Origin of the sequence: Hyphomicrobium sp. CS1BSMeth3 (genome assembly GCF_900117415.1) — a bacterium.
In the GTDB taxonomy this organism is placed as follows: domain Bacteria; phylum Pseudomonadota; class Alphaproteobacteria; order Rhizobiales; family Hyphomicrobiaceae.
On record NZ_FPEI01000006.1, the window covers coordinates 23,348 to 46,152 of the forward strand.

A 22,805-nucleotide genomic window follows, 5' to 3' on the forward strand; every position below is an offset into this window, starting at 1 on the left:
TGAAATCCCTACCCGCCGCGTGAGCCCCACGCGGCGGTTTGCTCTTTGGGGGCGGGCGGCATGGCTTCGACTGACCACGCGATCGATATCACGGACCTCAGCGAGAGCCGCGAGCCGCCGCGCGCCGGTTCGCTCTGGATGAAGCCGATCGAAGGTATCGCTTCGCTCCTGCTCGTGGCGATCGTGCTGCTGCTCCTCGCGGGCGTCACATCGCGCTACGTCTTCTCGCTGCCCGTGGTGTGGATCGACGAGGTCGCGTCGATCTGCTTTCTCTGGCTCGCCATGCTCGGCGCGGCCATCGCGCTCGATCGCAACGAGCATCTGCGCCTGACCATCGTCCTGCGGCTCTTCCCCGAGCCGACGCAGCGCTTTCTCGAGACCCTCGGCTGTCTTATCGTCGCGACCTTTCTCGTCGCGCTCATGAAGCCCGCCGTCGAGTACGCGATGGAGGAGTGGGCGATCATTACGCCTGCGCTCAACATCCCGAACAGTTTCCGCGTCTCGGCCATTCCCTTCGGCTTCACCGCGATGCTGACGATCGTGCTGGTCTATGCGATCCGCACGTCGCGCGTGCGCGATCTCGTGCTCTCCGCGGCGCTCATCGGCGCGATCGCGCTCGTGCTCTGGTATTTCATGCCGACGCTGATCCGCGCCGGAAACACTAAGATCATCCTCTTTCTCGTGGTGTTCGTTGCGATCGCACTCGCCATGGGCGTGCCGATCGCCTTCTGCTTCGGCATTGGCACGCTAAGCTATCTCGCCTTTGCGACGCGCGTCTCGACCTTCGTCATGATCGGGCGCATGGACGAAGGCATGTCGCACCTCATTCTGATCTCGGTGCCGATCTTCGTGCTGCTCGGCTGCATTCTCGATCAGACGGGCATGGGCAAGGCCATCGTCGACTTCCTCGCTTCGCTGCTCGGCCACGTGAAGGCCGGCATGTCCTACGTGCTGCTCTGCTCGCTCTTTGTCGTGTCGGGCATCTCGGGCTCGAAGGTCTCGGACATGGCGACGGTCGCGCCGGCGCTCTTTCCCGAGATGAAGCGACGCGGGCACAGACCGCGAGAAATGATCGCCCTGTTGGCTACAGGCGCGGCCATGGCCGACACCGTGCCACCGAGTATCGTGCTGATCGTGCTCGGCTCAGTGGCGGGGGTCTCGATTGCCGGCCTCTTCACGGCGGGCATCGTCGTGGCGATTGTGCTGCTCGGCGCGCTCGTCGGGCTCGCCCGCTGGAAGAGCCGCCATGAAAACATGGAGGGCGTGCGTCGCGCTCCGATGAAAGTCGTCGGCTGGACGCTCCTGATCGCCGGCCCCGCGCTCGTCCTGCCCTTCCTGATCCGCAGTGCCGTCACTGGCGGCGTCGCCACCGCGACCGAGGTCTCCACCATCGCCGTGCTCTACGCGCTCATTGCCGGCATCCTGCTCTATGGCGGCATAAGCTGGCGGACGTTCTACGGCATGCTCGTCGAGACGGCCTCGTTGACCGGCTCCATCCTCATCATTCTCGGCACGGCGCTCGCCATGGCCTGGGCCATTACGCAAGCCGGCATTGCCCAGCAGCTCGCCACGCTCATGACGGGCCTGCCGGGCGGCTGGATCTCGTTCATGGGCGTGACGATTGCCGTGTTCCTCGTGCTCGGCTGCATTCTCGAGGGCCTGCCGGCCATCGTGCTCATGGCGCCACTCATGTTCCCGATCGCCAAGCAGCTCGGCATCAACGACATTCACTATTCGATGGTGGTGGTGACGGCCATGAACATCGGGCTCATGGCGCCGCCGATCGGGATCGGCTTCTACCTCGCCTGCAAGATCGGAAATGTGCCGCCCGACGAGGCCATCGGAGCTATCTGGCCCTATCTCGGAGCGCTCATCGTCGGGCTTCTCGTGATCGCCGCCGTGCCCTGGATCTCGACCGGCTTTTTGTGAGCATTCGTCTCAGCCAATTGCTGCGAGGCCTGGCTTTGCCAAGTGCGCAATTTCGAATGACCGTCGTGTCTCGTCGGCCCGCGGTCCTTCCTCAGCCAGCGTGAAGCGTGCAAGCCTCCAGGTCGTCGGATCGATCGCGACAACACTGGCAAAGATCCCTGCGCGCCCGGCAGCCTCGGCATTTCGTTCGCGCTCCTGCCGATACAAGGCGGCAAGGTCAGCCGTCACAGGAATATCCAGATCCTCCCGGAATGCGAAGAGAGGGCGCGCCGCGCGTCCTCTGCGCGCGTCGAGTGCGAGCCATGTCTCGATCCGCGGACGGCCGAATGTCTCGATGACGCTGCGAAAGCGCTGATCGACGATAAACTCCAGCGCAGCTTCCGTCTGCAGCCACAGGTACAAGGAGGAGTACGCGTTCTGTTGCGCGCCGTGGCGGCCGCGCTCTTGGATCAGAAACGCCTTGAAGCCAAGGCCCGGTGTCTCGTCCCAGAGTGGAGCCCGCTCGGAAACCCGCCTGCGGATCTGCTCCATGGAGTAATTGGCGGGAAGGCGATGAAGATATTGCTTGGCCAGCATGGCTTGGACCTCCTCGTGTGCTGGCGAAAAAGTTGCGCTCCACGGCCTATTCGATCAATATATGGCTGGAGATATCAATCATAAGAATCCGATATGGCTATGCAGAAGGCGCTCGATCTCGACGCCGTTCGCGCGTTCATCCTCATCGCGGACCTCGGCAGCTTCACGCGTGCGGCGGAGGTTCTTGAGGTCGCGCAGGCGGCCGTCAGCCTCAAGCTCAAGCGTCTAGAAAGGCAACTCGGCTGTCGGCTGCTGGACCGCACACCGCGCCATGTGCGCCTCTCCGGGCAAGGGAGAGAGTTCATCGAGCCTGCTCGCGAGTTGCTTGCAGCGCATGAGCGTGCCGTTGCCGGCACGTCGGCCGCCCGCCCGCAACGCCTGACTATAGGCATTAGCGACCATGTGGCTGGGCCCGAGCTGCCAATGATCCTCGCTCGGCTCAATGCCTATGATCCCTCTCGCATCATCGAGATGCGCATTGCTGCGTCACGAGAGCTCGCTGCTGCCTTTGATCAACGAGAGCTCGACGCCGCGATTGTCCGTCGTGAGGACGACCGTCGGCGAGGCAAGCCGCTGTTCGAGGATCGCATGGGATGGTTTGCCGCGCCGACGTGGAAGCCACGCGCCGGCGTGCCGCTACCGCTTGCGAATATGGCGGCGCCGTGCGGCGTACGCGCTATCGCGACGCGAGCCCTGGACAGCGTCGGCGTTCCCTGGACCGAGGTTTTCGTTGGCGGGGGAGTGATGGCCGTCGGTGCGGCGGTCAGCGCCGGGGTCGCCGTGGCAGCACTGGCGGCGCGTGTCGCGCCGCCGGGCTCGGTCGACGTAGGCCCGCAACTTGGTCTCCCGGCGTTGCCAGCTTCCGAAGTGGTCGTCCACTCTCGTCTGCGCGAGCACCGTGCCCAGGAGCTCCTGCGGGTTCTTGGGGCTGCATTCCGAGCTGGTACCTAAAGCCTCGGACCTCGAATGGCCCCTAGGGGGTTGGGTCGCGCTCGAAGTCGCATTTGAGGTTCAGAGACGCTCTGGACACGACGGTTCTAAAAGCAGCTTTGGGCTTGAAATTCGCTCCCTGGCGGCCATCGGGGGAAGGCGGATTTCAGGTCCGTTGCTTTAGCGCGGAACGGGCTCCGATCCGGTCCCTCATCATTATCGATAGAGCGTGCGCACTGCCCTTGACTTGGCCCCCTCCCTCGCGTATCCACCACGCACCCTGACGCGCCCATCTCGGCGCGCGTTTTTATCTTTGCGGGCGTAGCTCAGTTGGTTAGAGCGCCGGCCTGTCACGCCGGAGGCCGCGGGTTCAAGTCCCGTCGCTCGCGCCATTGTTTTCAATGGCTTAGCAAAGATCTGATCGCCGTTCTGGAACTTGCCGGCCGGCCAATGCCTGTGCGCGCTTTGCTGCATGACGGCGGGCTATGCACTCCCTGTGGCATACTCTGATCTGCCCTATTTGGATTGGCTGACCAAGATCTGACAGCTCGTTATGACGAGCACCGCTCCCCGCCTTAGCCTGGATGCCATGTTGGACTTCATTCCGAGGTCCCGGCGGCCGCTCGCGCCTTTATTCGAAGCCGTAAGCAACTCCCTCGAGGCCATCGCCAACTCAGCGCGGAGAATTCGCCGCCTGGAGTTTTCTCAGAGCTTCATGTGCGTCGCGCGACTCCGAGAGGCCGCCGTCTCGCGCGCGTATATCGAGATCTACGCAAGAGAGGAACCAGCCATCGACAACCCTGAGAACCGAGTGCTCGTCGGTCAGGGCTTCCTGCCGCAAGAAGAGCTTGGTTCGGTCAGAGTATTTTGTGGAATCTGCCTCGTGTCTTTCCGAGCCATTCAGGTCCCAGCGCAATTCCAGTGTCAGTCCCTCATCGGCACGTGCGCGCTGCTCTTGGGCTACGGAGCTGGATAGGGCTTCGTCTTCCTCGCTGTCGCGTGTCAACCACATGTGCAGAAGCTGATCGAGTAATTCGATGCGCTTGTCGAGCTTGCGGACCTTGATGCCACCCAAATCCACCGTGACAGTTACGGGCCACTCGTGCGCGCCCCCTGTACGGAACCACCGCACGCGCTCAATGACAGCGCGGACGACGGCCTCGATGCCCTGCTCATTGGCCATTCTCTCCTCAGTGGCCCGCTGAGCCCGGCGCTTACGGAACTCATGCAATTGCGCGAGCACGTCTGGGGTCCGCTCGACGTTTCCCTCTCTATTCTCCCAGGTCACGTGCAGTTCGCCCGGGCTGGAGGCATCAAGGCCAGTCCACTGCCAACGTCCCCGACCCTGCTGGGGCACCTCCATCGATCCAGTCAATCGGGAGGCGTCCTCAGCCCAATCCGGCTGAATAGCCCAACTTCGCGCCAGCATGTAGAGCGCAGCGACCCCGAAGTTGGGAAACGCTTCCGCGTGAAATGGGCTGTTGGTCGGAGGTCCGCACGTTGGTTCGACATTGAGCTTCATGACTGTGCACTTGTTGATCAGTTGTGATGCTGGGAGAAAGTCTTGGCCAAACCTCGATACCTCGGCGGCGTGAGCAAGCCCCGCCGCAGGAACGAGGAAGACGCGGTGTGCAGTTCAGCGCCGCGGCTGTTAGGCGCGCCCGATGCCCGCGCGCTGCCGCTTCATGGGGGGTGGCGCAAGGCGTCCCGAATATGGGGGATGAGCGTCCTGGCTGTCCTCGGCGAAGATCTGCGCGATGGGCTTTGGTCTGCCGAGCAGATAGCCCTGCGCCTCGTCGCAGCCTTCGGCACGTAGGATATCCAACTGGTGGGAGGTTTCGACACCCTCGGCAAGCACCTTGACCTCCAGCGTCTTGCCGAGCGTGAGAACCGCCCGCACCATGGCTTTGGCCTGCTGGTTGTGATCGACTTCCCGCATGAACGAGCGGTCCAGTTTGATTTTGTCGAACGGGAAGGACCTCAGTGTCGCAATCGAGGAATAGCCGGTTCCGAAATCATCGATGGCAACGGTGACACCGAGCGCCTTTAGCTGGCGGAGCGTATGGAGTGCGCGCACCTTGTCGACGATGATCGTCGACTCCGTCACCTCGAGCTCAAGGCGGCTCGGCGACAGATCCGTCTGGAGGAGCACTTCGTGCACGAGGCGCGCGAGATCTGCATTCGTGAACTGTACGGGCGAGAGGTTGATGGCTACCTTGTGCGGCTGTGTCCAGCTTGCCGCTTCCCGGCACGCCGTTCGCAGAACCCATTCCCCAATGGCGAGGATGGAACCCGTCTCCTCGGCAATAGGAATGAACTCGGAGGGCGGGACAAGGCCGCGCACAGGGTGTCTCCAACGCAAGAGCGCCTCATAGCCCCGCACTTCGCCCGTGGTGACCGACGTCTGCACTTGGTAGTGAAGCTCGAGCTGGTCGAGATCAATCGCGCGGCGCAGTTCCTGCGCGAGGGCCTGGCGCTCGCGGGCGGCCTCGTCCATGTGCGGCTCGTAGTAACATGTGATGCGGGTGACATCGGCTTTCGCGCGATACATGGCAAGATCGGCATTGTTGACAAGCCGCTCCTGGCTTTCGCCATCCTGCGGGAAGACCGACACACCAAGGCTCGCGCCCGTGACCGCCTCGAAGTCATCGATCCGGATCGGCTTGAACAGGGCACTTTCCAGGCGGGAGATGAAATCCGCGAGTTCGTCCTGTGTGGCGAAGCGCTTCACTGCTACGAACTCATCACCTCCGATCCGCGCAACAAACTCGCCATCCTTGATGAGGTCGCCCAGTCTTGAGCCGATGGTTTTCAGAGCTGCGTCGCCAGCCTCGTGGCCGCGCAGATCATTGATTTCCTTGAAGCGGTCGAGATCAATGCCGATGACGGCGACATGACCACCGTCCGTTTTGGCCCGCGCAAGCTCGCGGCTCAGATGGTCTGCAAAGCGGGCACGGTTCGGCAGACCGGTCAGAGCATCGCTGAGCGCCATCTGCCGCAGTTGCTCAACCATATCCTGCGTCGTCTTGGCATCAATAAGATAGCTGGCAACACCCGTGCCGACGATGATGAGACCGACGCCCGCGACCGCAAGGGCCATTGTGGCCGACACGTTGGCGTCGGCCAGCGGGGCGCCGGTTGTAAGCGGCGTGACGGACAGCGACGCCATGCCCGTGAAGTGGAGCCCCGCTACTGCAAGAACGAAGAGGGCGAGCGCGACATGATGCGAGAACGCCCAAGGCCGGCGAACGGCCTGATGGAGTGCGAGCGCACCAAAGATAGTCGCCATCAGGACCGACGCGGCGATATAGGCGCCATTCCACTCGATGAGACCGTCCACGTGATAGGCCAGCATGCCGGTGTAGTGCATGGCCGTGATGGCGAGGCCCACGAGGGCACCGCCAATCTCGGCCAGGCGCGCGCGCTCGTGTTGAAGCGCGATGACGAAGCCCAATCCGCAACCGGCCATCACCACTACAAGGGAGACTGCAGTAAGAAACGGATCGAATGTCAGCGGTGCGCGGACCTCAAACGCAAGCATGGCAATGAAATGCGTGCACCAGACGGATGCGCCGGCAGCGACGGCTGCGAGAAAAGTCCAGCCATGGCGCTGCGTCCCGAGGCTCTCACCTGCACGGCGGAAAAGCCCGAAAGTGACCCAGCCTCCGCTCAGGCAAACAAACACAGCCAGCAGCACCAAGCGCAGGTCGTGCTCGGTGAAAATGCAGGAAACAACGCGCATATTAACGCCCCCCAACTCATGCAATTGCGGGCCCACCCCAAAGGCCCGCAACCCTCTTTTCGGTAGGGAGATTATCCGGTGGCGTCATAATAAGATGTGAACGTGTGCGCTGCTTCGCCAAGTGAGCCGCGTCATATCATTTTATCGCAGAATCAATGGAATACGATCTTCTTCTTGCAGCCTCGTCATCCGCTCGATCTCGAGAATCGAGGGCTTAGTCGCGTTTTGGAAAAACAGAATTCCAGGGCTCATCGCAATATCGGGTTGGGCTATTAGCTCGAGCTCCCACGCCTTCCTATTTCTTCAGATTTGGTTCGGCAAAATTTTAACTAATGCTGCCCAAATTCAATGCACCGCACGCGCAATATCTGCCTGCGTCACTCTAAGCAGTCTGGCCCGGGCCGGCGGGGATCTGGGTCTCTCGTAGTGAAATTTCCCCGAAGCAGGAAGCAGCGCTGCTGGTGCTGACTTCATCAGTGGGCCGTCGTCGCGATGGGAATTCTTATGAACATAAGACTGCAGATGGCCCGGCTCGCTCGCCTCGTCGCCCTACCTGCCGACAATCCCGAGCTGGTCAAAGCACAGTTCGCTGCGCTCTCGCGGCTCATCCCGCTCATGTACTTCATCCTGATCGCCAATAGCTGGGTGCTGACAGCGACGTTCTTCGGCAAGGCCCCGGCGTGGCTGACCATCCATGTTTCACTCGCACTGAGCGTCATATGTGCAGTCCGACTCATCATCTGGTGGCGAAAGAAGCATATCGTTCTGACGGCCGAGAGGGCCGTCAGCGAGCTCCGGCGCACCAATCGCATCGCTGCGGCACTCTGCATTGCCTTTCCGGCCTGGGCTTTCGCCTTATATCCCTACGCCAATGAGCTCGCCCAAGGACATATCGCGTTCTTCCTGACCCTCTCGCTGATCGGCACCATGCTCTGCCTGCTCCACACCCCGGCGACGGCGCTCATTGTTGCCATGACGGTTGGCACCACATTTGTGGCCTTCATTGTCTCGACGGGGGAGCCGACCTTCATAGGCATGGCAGTCAATGCGCTATTGGTCACGTGTGCCTTGCTCGTCGTGGTTCTGATTCAGAGCCGCGACTTTGCCCGCATGGTCAATGCGCAGACATACGCCCGTCGACGGGAGCAGGAACAGAGCCGCCTGCTGCGTATGATCGACGATATGCCTGTCGCCGTGATGACCGTCGAGCCCGACACGTTGATCATCAACTATGCCAATGAGACGTCGAAGCAACTCATCGGCAGCATTGAGCACCTGCTGCCGATCAAGGCCGACACGCTGGTCGGCACGTGCATCGACGTCTTCCATCGTCATCCCGAGCACCAGCGAAAGCTTCTGGCCGATCCCGGAAACCTGCCGCACAAGGCCCGTATCAAACTCGGCCCCGAAGTGCTCGATCTGCAAGTGTCGGCGGTGAACGATGATGATGGCAGCTATATCGGACCGATGCTCTCCTGGGCCATTGTCACCAAGGAGGTCGAAGCCGAGAACCGTATCCGCCATCTTGCCCACTACGACACGCTGACCGGTCTCCCCAACCGCACGACATTTCATGAGCAGCTGGCGGCAACGTTCGCGACGCGCGACAATCGAAACGCGTTGCTCTTCATCGATCTCGACGGTTTCAAGCTCATCAATGATACGCAAGGCCACCGCGTCGGCGATCTCCTGCTCCAGCAGGTTGCCAACCGGCTGCGCGCGGCCTGCACAGCGCCGGGCGTGCTTATCGGCCGCCTTGGCGGGGATGAGTTTGCCGTGCTCCTCCCCCATGACAACGCGGACGAGACCGCCGTGTTTGCCGATGCGCTCGTCGAGTCTCTCGGGGCTCCCTATCACCTCGATGTTTACAGGCGCCTCCAGATTGGCGCCTCCATCGGTATCGCATTGGCACCAGCCCACGGCGATGACCATGAGACTCTGCTGTCGCGTGCCGACATTGCCCTCTACGCCGCCAAGTCGTCCGGCAAGTGCACCTTCAGGGTATTCACCGCCGATATGGAGACTCGTATCCAGGAGCGTGTTCGCCTCGAAGCAAAACTGCGCTCGGCTCTGGAAACGCAGGAAGGGTTCTTCGTCTTCTATCAGTCCATCATCGACATCGAGAGCGGCAAGGTCACGGCCCGTGAAGCATTGGTGCGCTGGCATCATCCCGAGCGCGGCTGGGTTTCGCCCGTCGACTTCGTTCCCGTCGCAGAGGAAAGCGGCCTGATCGAGCCGTTGGGCCAGTTCGTGCTGAACCGCGCCTGCCGCGATGCGGCAGAGTGGAAGGACGGAGCACGGGTCGCTGTCAACATCTCGGCCGGCCAGCTTGGCAAGGGCACGCTTCCCTCAACCGTTCTCTCGGCGCTCGCTGCTTCCGGCCTGTCGCCCGGGCGTCTCGAGATTGAGGTCACGGAAACCGCGCTGCTGAATGAAGAAGCGGGCGCCATAGGAGATCTCCGCCGGTTGCGCGATATGGGTGTCCGGGTGGCACTCGACGATTTCGGGACCGGTTACTCCTCGCTCTCCCATCTGCGCACCTTCAGCTTCGACAAGATCAAGATCGATTCCTCTTTCGTGCGCGATGCCGTTGCACGGCCCGACTGCGCGGCCGTGATCGGCGCTGTTGCGGCTGTCGCCAAGCGTCTCGGCGTCACCACCGTCGCTGAGGGCGTCGAAACACAAGAGCACCTTGATCGTGTTCGGGCTGAGGGCTGCACGGAGGTACAGGGCTATCTCTACAGCCGGCCTATGCCGAGCGAGCGCGATGTCCCGATCGTCGCGGCGCTCAATCAAGCGCGCCAAGCATCCTCAGCGGCTTAGCTTGCCTCCTGCACGTCGTTCCGCGCGACGCGCGCCTAACGGTCGCGACAAGTTCTGGTGCAGGCCTCGCTCCGGCTTTCTCCAGGGGCCTCTGGGCGCACGCTAGTCCCAGACATCGACGGGATGTGCGTTGGTAATCGACTATAGGGAAATCGAATAACGCGACGCCGTACATCGGGATGTCATATGAGGCGATTAAGCATGATCGCGCAGTCTCGGACGTCCGGATCGTGCAGCGGTCAAAGGAAAGCTCTGCACGCGGCCACACCAATACGCTGAGGATGCGGTGTGCCATCTGGGGGTTCGACATTCTTCTCGGTGTGTTGAATTCATGAGGTGTCGTATGCTGAGACGCGCGCTGTTTGCGGCAGCCCTGGCCGTTGTGGCCGGCACTGCGAATGCTCAGGAGCTGACGGTCTATACCGCTCTCGAAGCCGATCAGATCAAGGCCTATCAGGCCTCGTTCCAGAAGGCGTACCCTTCCATCAAGATCAAGTGGGTCCGCGATTCCACCGGCATTGTGACGGCCAAGCTCCTGGCGGAGAAAGCTGCTCCGAAGGCCGATGTGGTCTTTGGCCTTGCCGCGACCTCGCTGATGTCGCTCGACAAGGAGGGCCTGCTGCAGGCCTACGTTCCGGTCGGGCTCGACAAGATCAAGGCATCGATGCGCGATCCGGCCAACCCGCCCAAGTGGGTCGGCATGGACATCTGGGCTTCTGCCATCTGCTTCAACACTGTCGAAGCGGAGAAGAAGAAGATCCCTGCACCGGCTTCCTGGGCCGATCTCGCCAAGCCTGCGTACAAGGGGCAGATCGCCATGCCCAATCCAGCCTCTTCGGGCACCGGTTACCTGATGGTCGCCGGCTGGCTCCAGATGCTGGGTGAGGAGGCGGGCTGGAAATACATGGATGCCCTCCACGAGAACATCGCCTCCTACACGCATTCCGGCTCGAAGCCCTGCCGTCAAGCTGCCGCCGGCGAGTACGCCGTCGGTCTCTCATTCGAGTACCGGGCCAACCGCACCAAGAAGGACGGCGCGCCGATCGAAGCCATCCTGCCGAAGGAGGGCCTCGGCTGGGATATGGAGGCGTCGGCCATCATGGCCGCCACCAAGCAGCTCGACGCGGCCAAGAAGCTTCTCGACTGGTCGGTGACCGAGGAAGCCAACAAGCTCTACGCCCAGAACTTCGCCGTCGTCGCCTATCCCGGCGTCCAGGCGAAGCTCGAGCACGTCAAAGGCGATGTCGAGGCGCAGCTCGCCAAGAACGACTTCGCGTGGTCGGCGACCCATCGTGAGCGCATCCTCGCGGAGTGGACGAAGCGCTACGACGGCAAGAGCGAGAAGAAGTGATCGTTCCGTAACGCGCGCGCACGGCAGAGGCATGCGTAAGCTGCCGCGCGCCTTCGCAAGGACCTTGTGCTTCTCATTGAGCCTCTACCGCTCGTCTCGGCAACCGCGGGAAGTGTCATGAATGCACCGGTGACCATTACACAGGCCGAAAAGCCGTATCTCGTCATTCGCAGCGTCACGAAGCGCTTCGGCTCGTTCACGGCGCTACAAGACATCGATCTCGACATCCACAAGGGCGAGTTCATCTCCTTTCTCGGCCCTTCGGGATGCGGAAAGACGACCCTGCTCCGGGCGATCTCCGGCCTCGACGTGCAAACGACCGGGAGCATCCATCAGGATGGGCGCGACATTTCCAATCTCCCGGTCAACGAGCGCGATTTCGGCATTGTCTTCCAGAGCTACGCGCTGTTTCCGAATCTCAAGATCAAGGACAATGTGGGTTATGGCCTCGTCTCCGCGGGCAAGAGCCGCAAGGAGATCGCCGAGCGCGTCAGCGAGCTGCTCGGCATGGTCGGCCTCGCCGATCAAGCCGATAAGTATCCCGCCCAGCTCTCGGGCGGCCAGCAGCAGCGCATCTCGCTCGCCAGGGCGCTCGCCTTGTCTCCGGGCCTGCTGCTCCTCGACGAGCCGCTGTCGGCGCTCGACGCGCGCGTGCGGGCGCGGTTGCGGGGCGAGATTCGCGATCTTCAGCGGCGCCTCGGCATCACCACCGTCATGGTGACGCACGATCAGGAGGAGGCGCTCACCATGTCCGACCGTATCGTCGTCATGAGCAAGGGACGCATCGAGCAGATCGGCACGCCCGACGAAGTTTACGGGAAGCCGGCCTCACCCTTCGTCGCTGACTTTGTCGGTCGCATGAATTTCATCGAGGGCAAGCTCGTTGATGCCGCTTCGGCGGACTGCCGCGGCGCTGTTCTCAAGCTCGACAGCGCGCTCACCTACGCGCCCGGGACTCCGGTCACCATCTGCCTCAGGCCGGAGGACGTCGTCGTCCGCGATACCTCCGGCGCCGCGAACGCGTTCGATGTCGACGTCGGCGTCATGGAGTTCATGGGCAATCACTTCTCGACAACGCTGCATGTCCTCGGCTCCAACCTCAACATCTCGGCAGATCTGTCGATGAATGACGTGCGCGATCTCGGCATCAAGCCGGGCGTGCGCGCAAAAGCGGTGTTGCCCGCCGAGCGCCTGCGCGTTTTCGCGACCGCCGCCTGACGGGTGACAAGAAAGCCTTAGGCCTGTCCCTGCGCAGTCGAGGGGTGCGAGGTGAGATCATGACGAGCGTCACGAGCAATCAGCTTGATGCAGCCGCGGCCGAAGCGGCGCGCGGACGGCCCGTACGCCAGCGAATGAGCCGCGATGACCTCCTGATGCGGATCATGCTGGTGCTGCTGACGCTCTGGCTTGTCGGCACCGTCCTGCTCCCGCTCGGCGCGCTGCTGCGCAAGAGCGTCGAGGGGCCGGCCGGGGAGTTCGTCGGCCTCGCCAACTTCGTCCAGTACTTCTCCAATCCGGCACTGACGGCGTCGATCGCCAACAGCATCTGGATTGCCTCGATCAGCACGGTGATCTGTGTGCTGCTGTCGTTCGCATTTGCCTATGGGCTCACACGCACGTGCATGCCGGGACGCAGCGTGTTCAAGCTCGTTTCACAGATCCCCCTGCTTGCACCGTCGCTGCTGCCGGCGATCAGCCTCGTCTATCTCTTCGGCAATCAGGGTATCGCCAAGGATGTGCTGCTCGGGGCGTCGATCTACGGCCCGATCGGCATCGTGATCGGCGAAGTGTTCTGGACCTTTCCGCACGCCCTGATCATCATGACGACGGCGCTCGCGACCGCCGACGCCCGCCTCTATGAGGCGGCCGCGGCGCTGAAGGCCAGCAACTGGCGGACGTTCTGGACGGTCACCGTGCCGGGGGCGAGGTATGGCCTCATCAGTGCGACCTTCGTCGTCTTCACGCTCGTCATCACTGATTTCGGCGTGCCGAAGGTGATTGGCGGCCAGTACAATGTCCTGGCGACCGATATTTATAAGCAGGTCATCGGCCAGCAGAACTTTCGCATGGGGGCCGTGGTCGGACTGCTGCTGCTGCTGCCCGCCGTGCTGTCGTTTGCCGTCGACCAGTACGTGCAGCGCCGCCAGTCCGCCGCCCTTTCGGCGCGCGCCGTTCCTTACGAGCCGAAGCCCGACAGAGCGATCGACACTTTTGCCTTCATCGCGTGCGGGCTGATCGCCGCCGCCGTCCTCATCGTCATCGGCATGGCGTTTTTTGCCTCCCTTGCCACGCTCTGGCCCTACAATCTCACGCCCTCGCTCAAGAACTACGACTTCGACAACATGGACGGCGGCGGCTGGCAGAGCTTCTACAATTCGCTGAAGATGGCTGGCATGACGGCGGTGGTCGGCACGGCCCTCGTCTTCATGGGCGCCTATCTCGTCGAGAAGACCAAAGGCTTCCATACGGGCCGGTTCATCTTCCAGCTTCTCGCCCTCCTGCCGCTCGCGGTGCCCGGCATCGTGCTCGGGCTCGGCTACATCTTCTTCTTCAACGCGCCGTCGAACCCCGCGAGCTTCATCTACGGCACGATGGCCATTCTTGTCCTGTGCACGGTGGCGCACTTCTATTCGGTCGCGCATCTCACCGCCGTCACGGCGCTCAAGCAGCTCGACCAGGAGATCGAGACGGTCTCGGCGTCGCTCAGGGTGCCGTTTTTCCGCACGTTCCTGCTGGTGACGCTGCCGGTCTGCTTGCCGGCCGTACTCGACATTGCGATGTACTTGTTCGTCAACGCGCTCACGACCGTGTCGGCCGTCGTGTTCCTCTATGCGCCGGAGACGACGCTCGCCTCGATTGCGGTGCTGAATATGGACGATGCCGGCGACGTGGCGCCGGCCGCGGCCATGGCCATGACGATCTTCTTCGCCGCGACGCTTGTCCGCGTGCTCTATATCTTGCTGACCAGAAGTGTGCTGGGCAGAACTCAGGCTTGGCGCAGGCGCTGACAAAAGGCGGGAGTATCCACATGAGCACCCGCGTTTTTGACCTCGCAGTCATCGGCGCCGGCATTGTAGGGCTGGCGCACGCGCTCGCCGCCGCGCGCCGCGGCTTGCGCGTTGTCGTGATCGATCGCGATGCGGCAGCCAACGGCGCCTCGATCCGCAATTTCGGTTTTGTCACGGTCACCGGACAGCAGGCCGGCGCGTGCTGGAGCCGCGCCATGCGCTCGCGTGACGTATGGGCCGAGGTGGCGCCCGAGGCCGGAATTCGCGTAGAGCACGCCGGCTTGTGCGCCGTGGCGCGGCGGCCTGAAGCCCGCCGCGTGCTCGAGGCCTTTCTGTCAACCGAGATGGGCCGCGCGTGCCGTTTGCTGGAGCCGCGCGAGGCGGCGGAGAAGGTTCCTTTGCTGAAGCGCGACGCGATCGCCGCGGCGCTCTGGTCGCCGCACGAGCTGCGTGTCGAAAGCCGCGAGGCGGTGCCGCGCCTGGCAGCTTGGCTCGAGGCAGCCCGCGGCGTGACCTTCCTGCGTTCCGCGCTCGTCAAGGACGTGGCGGTGCCGGTCATCACGACGACGCGGGGGCCTGTTCACGCCGGTTGCGTCGTCGTTTGTCCAGGGCACGACTTTCTGTCCCTGTTCCCGGAGCGCATCGCCGCCTACGGCCTGACGACGTGCAAGCTGCAGATGCTGCGCGTGATGCCGGCCAACCCATCGGCGCGGCTCGGCACGGCTGTCATGTCGGACCTCGGCTTCGTTCGCTATCTCGGCTACGCCGAGCTTCCCGAGGCCGAGGCATTGAAACAGCGACTGCGCGCCGAGCAGGCGGCTCACCTCGCGCACGGCGTGCATCTCATCGCCGTGCAGTCGGCCGACGGGTCGCTCGTCGTCGGCGACAGTCATCACTACGGAGAGACGCTCGATCCGTTCGCCGCGACCAGCATCGATGATCTCATTCTGGATGAGCTGGACGCCGTACTGGATCTGCCCGGCCGCACCGTGAGCGCGCGCTGGACGGGCGTCTATGCCTCGGCCGGCGACCGCCTGATGCTCGTGGACAGCCCTTCCGACGGCGTCCGCATCGTGATCGTCACCAGTGGCACCGGCGCGTCGACGGCCTTTGCCATCGGCGAGGAAGTCATCTCAGAACTATTCGGCAGCACGACGGGAGGTGTGAGCGCATGAATGTGAAAGCGGTCGTCTTTGATTGGGCAGGCACCATTGTCGACCATGGCTCGCGGGCGCCCATGGGCGCGTTCGTCAAAGTGCTGTCGGAATTTCAGGTGGCGATCACGGTCGCCGAGGCGCGCCGGCCCATGGGTCTGCCGAAGTGGGATCACATCAAGGCGCTTCTCACAAACCCCGACATCAGCGCGCGCTGGCAGGCGGCCCATGGCGCGGCGCCGACAGATCGCGACGTCGATCGGGTCTACGAGGTCTTCGTGCCGCTGAATGCGGCGGTCGTCACCGATTTTGCCGATCTGATCCCCGGTGCACTCGATGTCATCGGCGCCTTGCGCGCGCGCAATATCAAGATCGGATCGACCACCGGCTATACGCGGGAGATCATGGAACGCCTGCTGCCTGTAGTGGCGAAGGCCGGCCTGGTGACGGACAACCTCGTATGTGCCGGCGATCTGAAGTCCGGGCGGCCCGGGCCGCTCATGATGTACAAGTGCTTTCTCGATCTCGATGTCGGGCCGGCGGCCACCGTCGTCAAGGTCGACGACACCGAGGTCGGGATCGCCGAGGGGCTCGCGGCCGGATGCTGGACGGTCGGCGTTGCCCTTTCCGGCAATGCGGCCGGACTGTCGCGGGAGGAGCTGGCGGCGCTGACGCCGGACGAGGTTGCAGAGCATCGCAGCCGCGCCGCCCGGCAGCTCACGCGATGCGGCGCGCACTACGTCATCGACAGTGTCGCGTCGCTCGAGGCCGTGATCGACAATATCGAGGGTCGTCTGGCACGAGGCGAACGCCCATAGCGGCCATGAAGGTGACATGAGTCAGATTACCGTTCCCCAGATCCGCGCGGTCGAAGCAGTCGCGCGTCTCGGGAGTTTCACGCGCGCCGCCGAGGAGCTCGGTATCAGCCAGCCCACGGTATCGACCCAGGTGCGCAGCGTCGAGGAGCTGTGCGGCCATCGCCTTTTCGTGCGCTCGGGGGGCGCGGTCTCGGTGATTCCGGGCGCGGGGCCGGTTCTCGCCCGCATCCGCATTGCGCTCGAGCGCGTCGACGAGCTGGAGCGCCATCTCGCGGGCACGGCCGCACTCAGGAACGGCGCGCTCTCGCTCGGCTTCAGCGCCCACAGGATCATCATGCCGATCATGCGGCTGTTCGTCGAGCGGCACCCCACGATCGCGCTGCGTGCCCGAAGCGCATCGTCGGCCGAGCTCATATCGGCCATAGAGGCGGGCGCACTCGACGTCGCGGCCGTTACCTCGCAGCAGGCCGACTCGCGCTTCGCCAGCCACCTGATCACGCGCCGCGGCTTCGTCATCTACGGCAAGAAGGGACACCCTCTGTGCCAGGGCTCGGGGCTTGAACTGAAGAAGCTGAAGGGCGTGCCCCTCGTCCTGTGGAATCGCGGATCTCATACCCGGCAAATCCTCGAGGCCGAAACCAACCGCATCGGTCTTTCGATCACCTGCACCCTGGAGGTCGGATCGTGGGACGTCGCGTTCGCTGCGACCGCGGCGGGCATCGGGCTCGGTGTGGCTCTCGAGGGCGAAGTCGAGCGCGACGATCAGGTCGACGTCTGTCCTCTCATCGGCAAGAACCTGCTGGCTGGCCAGTACCTCATCTGCTTGCCGGAGCTGCGCAACCTGGCCGCGGTGAGCGAGCTGTACGCCATCGCCGAGAGCCTTCACACCGACGCCACGCGCTAGGCGGTTGTGGGATTGAGCTTTGATGTCATGATCGGTGTCCTTCTGTGGGTTCCGCCATCATGACGAGACGGCATCTCCCGATGCGACATGCAGGTAGAGCTTTTTCTGCATGTCGCCATGTCAGAGCACTACGCGTTCTAGGAGTAACCGGGATCGGGTACGCTATAGCGTACGATGGGCTCAGCAAGGATCGACAAGCTCGCTCCGGTATAGAGCAACATCAACACGGTCATCGGAATAAGGCTCAGGATGGCCAGCTTGCGTGTTGTCGCCGTCCTCAAGGCCACGATGTGAGCAAGGTAGACTGCGATTATGTGCCCAACCACAATGGCTCCGATCGCAACGTACCAGATCTGGCGCGCATCGACCGCTTCGAGATTGGGCTCCCAGCGAGCGGTGCCGAACAAGTTCCAGCCGAAACCGAACGGATCGGACATCAGTGCGATGAACGTTTGTGACTGAAGCACAATATACGAATAGTTGTGTGCGATATTGTAGCCGACGGCTATCGGAACCAGGGTGAGAAGATACCGACTTGCGACACCGAGCGTCGTGGAGGAGCCACCGAGTATCCGGCTCATAGCTGCGGCTGTCAGAAGATACGCAGCGAGAAAGACGCCCCAGGTCCCGATCAATCCACAAGTGCTGGCGATGAGGCCGGCTCGATCTGAGGGCAGCAATGGCTCAATTGAGCGCCATAGGCCTGTTCCCAGAAGTCCGTCGAACAGGACGGACGATAGGAGCAACAGCACCAGAGAGACCATGGCCAGCGAATGGTGCTGGAAGCCGTCCAGCAATGTGGCGGACCACGAACGCCAGACCAGTCTTCCAGGTTCGGACGCTGTCGCGTCCCCGCTTGTGTCACTTGGCTTCATCTTGGAAACGCCGAGTGGCGCAAAGCTCGCAAGCACGCCAAAAACGAGAGAGAAGACTTCGCCGCGCCGAAGCCAAGTCTGGGCTCCGTAAAGGTGCATTCCTGCGAACGTGATCGCCGAATAGACGATTGCAAGCAGAGCGAGTGCCATCGGTGATGAGCTAAAAGGCGAGATCAACTCGATCCAGACGAAGATCAGCAACAGAACGACGGCAGGCCACTCCGCTGCGCATCCCGGATAGGCGCGAACGCCACGCGTATCGTTTGTAGAACCTACGCCCCTTGCGACAGCCAAGTATAGTGTTCGCCACGGGTTCATTGCGGGCCAGACGTTGCCGACGCAGGCTACGAAGATACTGAGCGCGCACCACCAGACAATCCACACGAGCGTCGGAGCGAGGTTGCGCGCTGGATACTGATTGCCAAACAGGCCCGTCAAGACAACGGCCACGAGCGCCAGAGCCCCCACGAGCTGGAGCGCGGTGCTCGAGCCACCAATGAGAGCGCGGTTGAGTGTCGCCCAGTTGGCCGGCAGCACAGGACGCGCGAGACCCTGATGGGGCCCCGCATATAAGAAGACCGCAGTGACGAGAAATGTTACCGCGACGACAGCGACTGCGCCGAAGACGTAGAATCCCAGCGGCACCGGTAGATCATAACGCTCGGCAATGGCGTGCGCGGCTGCAGGCGTCGCCAGTGCAAAAGACAACAAGCCCAGCAGTGCGGTCTGTCGTATCAGCTCACGCGAGGCACTCATTTCGGCATGATTTCCACGAACGCCAATGGGGCGCCATGATGATCAGCCTTGGCTGCGGCACCTCGCTCATGCAGCTCGACGCGGAACCGTCCGGTCGCGCGTGTCGGTATGCGCACCCGCGTCGGTACCCCAGGCCTCACCTCAAGCTCAATCTTCAGGCCATGAACGTGCAGCACAACCGGACGGTCCGCTTGCGCCTCGATACTGGCAGCATCGCCCCTTGTCACACGGATCGTGCGCTGATGGCTGGGCACGCCGTTGCCCTTGATGATGAGCTGGAAGATTTGCTCGTCTTTCGCCTCGACGGGTCCTGACGCGATGAGCTGCGCCGCTGCTGCTCCGCAGACGGCAAGGATTCGAATTCTCGACCAACCCATAGCGCAATCCTGTTTTCCGCCTACTTTGAGAAGATCGCTGCCGCTCAATGCAAGCGGCAGCGATCAATGCCGACTTCAGTTCTTCACTTCATACTTTGAAGAGTCCTGGATGACTTCCAGGATGAACTTCTTGGCAGCCGCCATATCGAAGCCTGCCTTCTGATAGACTTCGTAGATGCGGAAGTCGGAAACCCGCGACAGGACGAAACCCGACAGCTTGCTGGCATCCAGCGAGCCGGCCTTGAGGCCGAGCTCCACGGCGACTTCCTCGATGGCTTTCAGTGCTGTCAGGCCGGCAATGTAGTGAGAGAACGACCACGCACCGTCGGTGTAGGTCACCAGCCACCATTCCGCCATCTGCTTGCCCGGCTGCACAACGATCGGCGGCATGTTGACGATCTTGGCAGCTTCTGCGAGCGCGGCGTTCAGGCCCTCACCATCCTTTTCGAGATCCCAGTGCGGATCGAAGTGCGAGGCCGCGGTTGCAATGATCAGGGATTCCGGCGCGCCACGCTTCATCAGCTCGGCGTAGACGACCGCGCCGTGTTCACCCATCCATTTCCATTTGGCCTTGCCGCGCTCGCCACCCCAGGCCTGAGGGTACCATTGCGGCTTGGTGACGAGCCCCGTCTCGGCATTCCACTCGTACCAGACCTTGGCCCAGTCGTGCAGAACGAGCGCTGCGATGACGAGATCGCGGTCGACCTTCTCGACGCGGTAGACCTTTTCGTAGGTGTCGGCCCAGGCCATCGCAACATCGAGCCACTCCGCGACGTGCACCGGAAGACCGCCCGGATAGTAGTGATGCCCCTTGCCGCCGGCAGCCGGAGAAGCCAGGAAGGACTGGTTCGCTTTCGCGTTGTAGACCTTGCTTTCGGGCTTCACCACCATATCGAGAACCAGCTCGCGGATCTTCACGTCCTTGATGCTGTTGATATGCGCCATGACGCGTTCATGAGCCGATTTGGTCCACGCGCCAGTCGTTGCCATCTGCTCTGGCGTCATCGACACAATGGACTTCAGCCGCTCTTGCGATACCGGCTGAGCATCGGCCGGCATCGCCAAGCCCGTAGCCGCCAAAATGCACAAAACTCCAAGAATACGTCTCATTGCCAGATCCCCTTCTCCACTCTCAGTTATCGTGAGCCTCCGGACCTATGGCCTTTCCATGAACAGGATGTGACGACTGCAGTTGAGCCGGTTGCTCTGATCAGATAGCGCTGGCGTCTCCGAGAGCGTGTCTCACTCAAGCGCAAGAAGATGAGAAATTCACCAGTTAAATCAGTAAATACAGACGCTTGTGTGATTGCATCACGATCATTCACTGTGATGGCTGACGCTCGTTGATCGCACCCGTTTGAAGGGCGAGCGACAACTTTTCCCATGCCAGGATGCGATAACTCGCTTGATGATCTGGCGCCCACTTCCAGAGGCTGCGCTGCCAAGGCGCTTGCTCGACATTGCAATTCTGCACATGAATCCACATCCATGCTTGGTAGGTCGCTCGAGGCCAAGCGAGCAGGATCACTGTGAAAGCCGATGTACCTGTGGGCTTGTTCCGAAGCCGTTCAGCCAGGTAGATGCTGCAATTTGTGGAGGCCACAGAGAAATCGAATGGGCCTAGTCGCTCCATCCAGATAGGAAAGCACGATGTGGTCGGGTGATCGCGAAAATCACATTCTCCGGCTGTTGTCCTTCGCCGATGGGCGGTTGGAAACAGAGCGGCTTGCCGAGATGCTCAAGGTATCGCGCGAAACCGTGCGCCGGGATCTTTTGAAGCTTGAGGCGGCCGGACGGATCCGGCGCGTTCACGGCGGCGCTCTCGCCGTGCAGATCGCGGGAGAGGCCCCCTTTAATGAGCGCCGTCGCCACAATGCGGAAGCGAAGCAGCGTATCGCGCGCGCTGCAGCGCGTCTCATGGCGCCCGGCGCATCCTGTTTCATCGATGCTGGGACGACGACAATGGCCTTCGCCGCTGCCTTTTCGAACGTCCCGCACGTGAACGTCATCACCAACTCAATGGACGTTGTAAGGATTGTTCGCGAAGCGCAGCCCACCGCGGAGGTCATCTTGCTCGGTGGAAGAGTAGGCGGCGACTTCCCCGGCATTCATGGCGAACTTACTATCAGCCAGATCAATCGCTTTCGCCCCGATATGGCATTCGTATCGCCGGTGGGGCTTCACCCCAAGCACGGCGCGACGAGCTATCACCTCCAGGAGGCAGAAGTCGCGCGCGCAATGATCGAGAACGCAAACCGCGTCATCTTGCTGGCCGATCGCAGCAAGCTCGGCCAAATCAGCCGTGTCGAAGTCTGCTCTTGTCGGGAGATTGACGTCCTCATTTGCGAGCGTGGCGGCCATCCTTCGCTCACACAGATCAAGAAGTCCGGCGTCAAAGAAACGATCGAGGCTTGAACAGTGGAATACTGCTGCCGTGGCCATGGAGCCGTCAGGCTGAATCTGCAGCCCTTAACTGGGGAGCTGCTGTCGACTCTCGGACCACCAGCGAGCAGTCTAACTCCTGATGCAGCAGAACTGCTTCACCTGCCAGGTGACGGACAAGGTACTCACCGGCACGCTGCCACGTGATGTCGGTCGGGGCCTGGATCGTGGTCAAGCTCGGGCGAAGGTGTCTACTCCACTCGAGATCGTCGAAGCCGATCACCGATACGTCCCTCGGAACGCGAAAGCCATTGCGTTCCGCCTCCAGCAGCACACCATACGCAATAACGTCGTTGCCACAGGCTACCGCAGTTGGCCGGCTCTTCATTAGAAGAAGCTGCCGCGCAGCTTCCCGCGCCTGATCGAGATTGTAGTACACCTCGGCGATCCAATTCTCCCGAGGTTGGATCCCGTGTTCGGTGAGCGCTCTGTGGAACCCCCTAACGCGCGCGCTGGCACGATCATTGTTGCGCTGTAAGGCAGAGACAATGCCGATATCCCGGTGTCCGAGTTCTATGAGGTATGACATCGCGCGATGCGCGGCGGCCTCGTTGTTGATGCCGATCGTGGGGTAGGGGCGATCTGGAAGATATACGCCTACGTTGACATGAGGGACGGCGTGAGTTTCCAGGAGTTCCCGAACTTCGCGGTGATGCGCGTCGCCTCGAAGGAGCAATCCGTCTACACCTCGACTAATCAGGTTGCGTACTTGCTTCAACTCGATGTCGGGATCATATCCGCTCGTCGTCAGAATGAGCATGTAGTCGGTCGACATGAGGTACTTCTGGAGCGCCTCGATGCCACGGGCGAACATTGCGTTGTCGATGGTGGGGATGATTGCGCCCAGCGTGCGCGTTCGCCGCGTCGAGAGCGCGCGTGCTGACGCCTGGGGAATGTAGCCGATTTCCTTGATCGCGGCCTGTATTCTCTCTCGCACTTCGGCGCTGACGGCATCCGGCTTGTTGAGCGCGCGCGAAACGGTTGCGATCGAGACATTGGCAATGCGCGCGACCGACCTGATGCCTTGCGTCGATCCCTTCTGTCGCATCGTTTCACCATCGACGGAAATTGCACGCGGCAGCGATGCCACCGCGCCGAAGCGCCTCTTTCTGTTGGGAGG

The 22,805-nt window shown here is 62.2% G+C and carries 18 protein-coding genes and 1 tRNA gene; 11 read left to right on the forward strand and 8 right to left on the reverse strand.

Annotated elements, in window-relative coordinates; translation table 11 throughout:
- Nucleotides 1-60: 60 nt before the first annotated feature.
- Nucleotides 61-1,929: a TRAP transporter large permease gene (locus tag CS1BSM3_RS15270; protein WP_072388319.1), complete on the forward strand. Its 1,869-nt coding sequence runs from the start codon at nucleotides 61-63 to the stop codon at nucleotides 1,927-1,929.
- A 9-nt stretch (nucleotides 1,930-1,938) separates the two neighbouring features.
- On the opposite strand, the gene CS1BSM3_RS15275 is transcribed toward CS1BSM3_RS15270, so the two are convergent.
- Complete coding sequence (locus CS1BSM3_RS15275; protein ID WP_072388321.1) at nucleotides 1,939-2,505, reverse strand: DUF4865 family protein; 567 nt, start codon at nucleotides 2,503-2,505, stop codon at nucleotides 1,939-1,941.
- A 93-nt stretch (nucleotides 2,506-2,598) separates the two neighbouring features.
- Here CS1BSM3_RS15275 and CS1BSM3_RS15280 point away from each other — a divergent pair, with 93 nt between their 5' ends.
- The gene (locus CS1BSM3_RS15280; RefSeq protein WP_072388323.1) at nucleotides 2,599-3,456 is read left to right on the forward strand and encodes a LysR family transcriptional regulator; all 858 of its coding nucleotides are present in this window, start codon (nucleotides 2,599-2,601) and stop codon (nucleotides 3,454-3,456) included.
- Nucleotides 3,457-3,750: 294 nt separating this feature from the next.
- Nucleotides 3,751-3,827, forward strand: a tRNA-Asp gene (locus CS1BSM3_RS15285).
- A gap of 281 nt (nucleotides 3,828-4,108) precedes the next feature.
- On the opposite strand, the gene CS1BSM3_RS15290 is transcribed toward CS1BSM3_RS15285, so the two are convergent.
- Together CS1BSM3_RS15290 and CS1BSM3_RS15295 are read right to left on the reverse strand one after the other, a co-directional pair.
- Nucleotides 4,109-4,957, reverse strand: a complete 849-nt coding sequence (locus CS1BSM3_RS15290; RefSeq protein ID WP_143149231.1) for a hypothetical protein — start codon at nucleotides 4,955-4,957, stop codon at nucleotides 4,109-4,111.
- Between the two features lie 129 nt (nucleotides 4,958-5,086).
- Nucleotides 5,087-7,177, reverse strand: a complete 2,091-nt coding sequence (locus tag CS1BSM3_RS15295; protein ID WP_072388327.1) for a putative bifunctional diguanylate cyclase/phosphodiesterase — start codon at nucleotides 7,175-7,177, stop codon at nucleotides 5,087-5,089.
- Nucleotides 7,178-7,681: 504 nt separating this feature from the next.
- Here CS1BSM3_RS15295 and CS1BSM3_RS15300 point away from each other — a divergent pair.
- The 7 genes from CS1BSM3_RS15300 (at nucleotide 7,682) to CS1BSM3_RS15330 (ending at nucleotide 17,235) form a co-directional block, all read left to right on the forward strand.
- Nucleotides 7,682-10,000 (forward strand): putative bifunctional diguanylate cyclase/phosphodiesterase, encoded by a 2,319-nt coding sequence (locus CS1BSM3_RS15300; protein ID WP_072388328.1) that lies wholly within the window; start codon nucleotides 7,682-7,684, stop codon nucleotides 9,998-10,000.
- 343 nt (nucleotides 10,001-10,343) lie between these two features.
- Nucleotides 10,344-11,351: a putative 2-aminoethylphosphonate ABC transporter substrate-binding protein gene (locus CS1BSM3_RS15305; RefSeq protein ID WP_210188788.1), complete on the forward strand. Its 1,008-nt coding sequence runs from the start codon at nucleotides 10,344-10,346 to the stop codon at nucleotides 11,349-11,351.
- Between the two features lie 117 nt (nucleotides 11,352-11,468).
- Complete coding sequence (locus tag CS1BSM3_RS15310) at nucleotides 11,469-12,569, forward strand: putative 2-aminoethylphosphonate ABC transporter ATP-binding protein (protein ID WP_072388332.1); 1,101 nt, start codon at nucleotides 11,469-11,471, stop codon at nucleotides 12,567-12,569.
- Between the two features lie 59 nt (nucleotides 12,570-12,628).
- Nucleotides 12,629-14,359: a putative 2-aminoethylphosphonate ABC transporter permease subunit gene (locus tag CS1BSM3_RS15315; protein ID WP_072388334.1), complete on the forward strand. Its 1,731-nt coding sequence runs from the start codon at nucleotides 12,629-12,631 to the stop codon at nucleotides 14,357-14,359.
- A 20-nt stretch (nucleotides 14,360-14,379) separates the two neighbouring features.
- Complete coding sequence (locus CS1BSM3_RS15320) at nucleotides 14,380-15,534, forward strand: TIGR03364 family FAD-dependent oxidoreductase (RefSeq protein ID WP_072388336.1); 1,155 nt, start codon at nucleotides 14,380-14,382, stop codon at nucleotides 15,532-15,534.
- Complete coding sequence (phnX, locus tag CS1BSM3_RS15325; RefSeq protein ID WP_072388338.1) at nucleotides 15,531-16,331, forward strand: phosphonoacetaldehyde hydrolase; 801 nt, start codon at nucleotides 15,531-15,533, stop codon at nucleotides 16,329-16,331. The genes CS1BSM3_RS15320 and phnX overlap by 4 nt, the downstream gene beginning before the upstream one ends.
- 16 nt (nucleotides 16,332-16,347) lie before the next feature.
- A complete protein-coding gene (locus tag CS1BSM3_RS15330) occupies nucleotides 16,348-17,235 on the forward strand; it encodes a LysR substrate-binding domain-containing protein (protein ID WP_072388340.1) in 888 nt (295 codons plus the stop codon).
- 137 nt (nucleotides 17,236-17,372) lie between these two features.
- Here the strand turns inward: CS1BSM3_RS15330 and CS1BSM3_RS15335 are convergent, their stop codons facing one another.
- The 4 genes from CS1BSM3_RS15335 to CS1BSM3_RS28630 form a co-directional block, all read right to left on the reverse strand.
- Nucleotides 17,373-18,866 (reverse strand): hypothetical protein, encoded by a 1,494-nt coding sequence (locus tag CS1BSM3_RS15335; RefSeq protein WP_072388341.1) that lies wholly within the window; start codon nucleotides 18,864-18,866, stop codon nucleotides 17,373-17,375.
- The gene (locus CS1BSM3_RS15340) at nucleotides 18,863-19,243 is read right to left on the reverse strand and encodes a hypothetical protein (RefSeq protein WP_072388343.1); all 381 of its coding nucleotides are present in this window, start codon (nucleotides 19,241-19,243) and stop codon (nucleotides 18,863-18,865) included. The genes CS1BSM3_RS15335 and CS1BSM3_RS15340 overlap by 4 nt, the downstream gene beginning before the upstream one ends.
- A 75-nt stretch (nucleotides 19,244-19,318) precedes the next feature.
- Nucleotides 19,319-20,353 (reverse strand): hypothetical protein, encoded by a 1,035-nt coding sequence (locus tag CS1BSM3_RS15345; RefSeq protein ID WP_143149233.1) that lies wholly within the window; start codon nucleotides 20,351-20,353, stop codon nucleotides 19,319-19,321.
- Between the two features lie 510 nt (nucleotides 20,354-20,863).
- Complete coding sequence (locus CS1BSM3_RS28630; protein WP_244540525.1) at nucleotides 20,864-21,115, reverse strand: hypothetical protein; 252 nt, start codon at nucleotides 21,113-21,115, stop codon at nucleotides 20,864-20,866.
- Here CS1BSM3_RS28630 and CS1BSM3_RS15350 point away from each other — a divergent pair.
- The gene (locus CS1BSM3_RS15350; protein WP_280174778.1) at nucleotides 21,071-21,658 is read left to right on the forward strand and encodes a DeoR/GlpR family DNA-binding transcription regulator; all 588 of its coding nucleotides are present in this window, start codon (nucleotides 21,071-21,073) and stop codon (nucleotides 21,656-21,658) included. The two genes, CS1BSM3_RS28630 and CS1BSM3_RS15350, sit on opposite strands and share 45 nt — an antisense overlap.
- A gap of 34 nt (nucleotides 21,659-21,692) precedes the next feature.
- Here CS1BSM3_RS15350 and CS1BSM3_RS15355 read toward each other — a convergent pair whose 3' ends face one another.
- Nucleotides 21,693-22,775: a LacI family DNA-binding transcriptional regulator gene (locus CS1BSM3_RS15355; RefSeq protein WP_244540527.1), complete on the reverse strand. Its 1,083-nt coding sequence runs from the start codon at nucleotides 22,773-22,775 to the stop codon at nucleotides 21,693-21,695.
- Nucleotides 22,776-22,805 lie beyond the last annotated feature (30 nt).

Bases quoted from the DNA above. Each gene is read 5' to 3' on its own strand.
- CS1BSM3_RS15290 (WP_143149231.1), bottom strand. From the start codon at position 4,957: ATGAAGCTCAATGTCGAACCAACGTGCGGACCTCCGACCAACAGCCCA.
- CS1BSM3_RS15345 (WP_143149233.1), bottom strand. From the start codon at position 20,353: ATGAGACGTATTCTTGGAGTTTTGTGCATTTTGGCGGCTACGGGCTTG.
- CS1BSM3_RS15300 (WP_072388328.1), top strand. From the start codon at position 7,682: ATGAACATAAGACTGCAGATGGCCCGGCTCGCTCGCCTCGTCGCCCTA.
- CS1BSM3_RS15310 (WP_072388332.1), top strand. From the start codon at position 11,469: ATGAATGCACCGGTGACCATTACACAGGCCGAAAAGCCGTATCTCGTC.
- CS1BSM3_RS15275 (WP_072388321.1), bottom strand. From the start codon at position 2,505: ATGCTGGCCAAGCAATATCTTCATCGCCTTCCCGCCAATTACTCCATG.
- CS1BSM3_RS15280 (WP_072388323.1), top strand. From the start codon at position 2,599: ATGGCTATGCAGAAGGCGCTCGATCTCGACGCCGTTCGCGCGTTCATC.
- CS1BSM3_RS15295 (WP_072388327.1), bottom strand. From the start codon at position 7,177: ATGCGCGTTGTTTCCTGCATTTTCACCGAGCACGACCTGCGCTTGGTG.
- phnX (WP_072388338.1), top strand. From the start codon at position 15,531: ATGAATGTGAAAGCGGTCGTCTTTGATTGGGCAGGCACCATTGTCGAC.
- CS1BSM3_RS15270 (WP_072388319.1), top strand. From the start codon at position 61: ATGGCTTCGACTGACCACGCGATCGATATCACGGACCTCAGCGAGAGC.
- CS1BSM3_RS15340 (WP_072388343.1), bottom strand. From the start codon at position 19,243: ATGGGTTGGTCGAGAATTCGAATCCTTGCCGTCTGCGGAGCAGCAGCG.
- CS1BSM3_RS15305 (WP_210188788.1), top strand. From the start codon at position 10,344: ATGCTGAGACGCGCGCTGTTTGCGGCAGCCCTGGCCGTTGTGGCCGGC.
- CS1BSM3_RS15315 (WP_072388334.1), top strand. From the start codon at position 12,629: ATGACGAGCGTCACGAGCAATCAGCTTGATGCAGCCGCGGCCGAAGCG.
- CS1BSM3_RS15330 (WP_072388340.1), top strand. From the start codon at position 16,348: ATGAGTCAGATTACCGTTCCCCAGATCCGCGCGGTCGAAGCAGTCGCG.
- CS1BSM3_RS15335 (WP_072388341.1), bottom strand. From the start codon at position 18,866: ATGAGTGCCTCGCGTGAGCTGATACGACAGACCGCACTGCTGGGCTTG.
- CS1BSM3_RS15320 (WP_072388336.1), top strand. From the start codon at position 14,380: ATGAGCACCCGCGTTTTTGACCTCGCAGTCATCGGCGCCGGCATTGTA.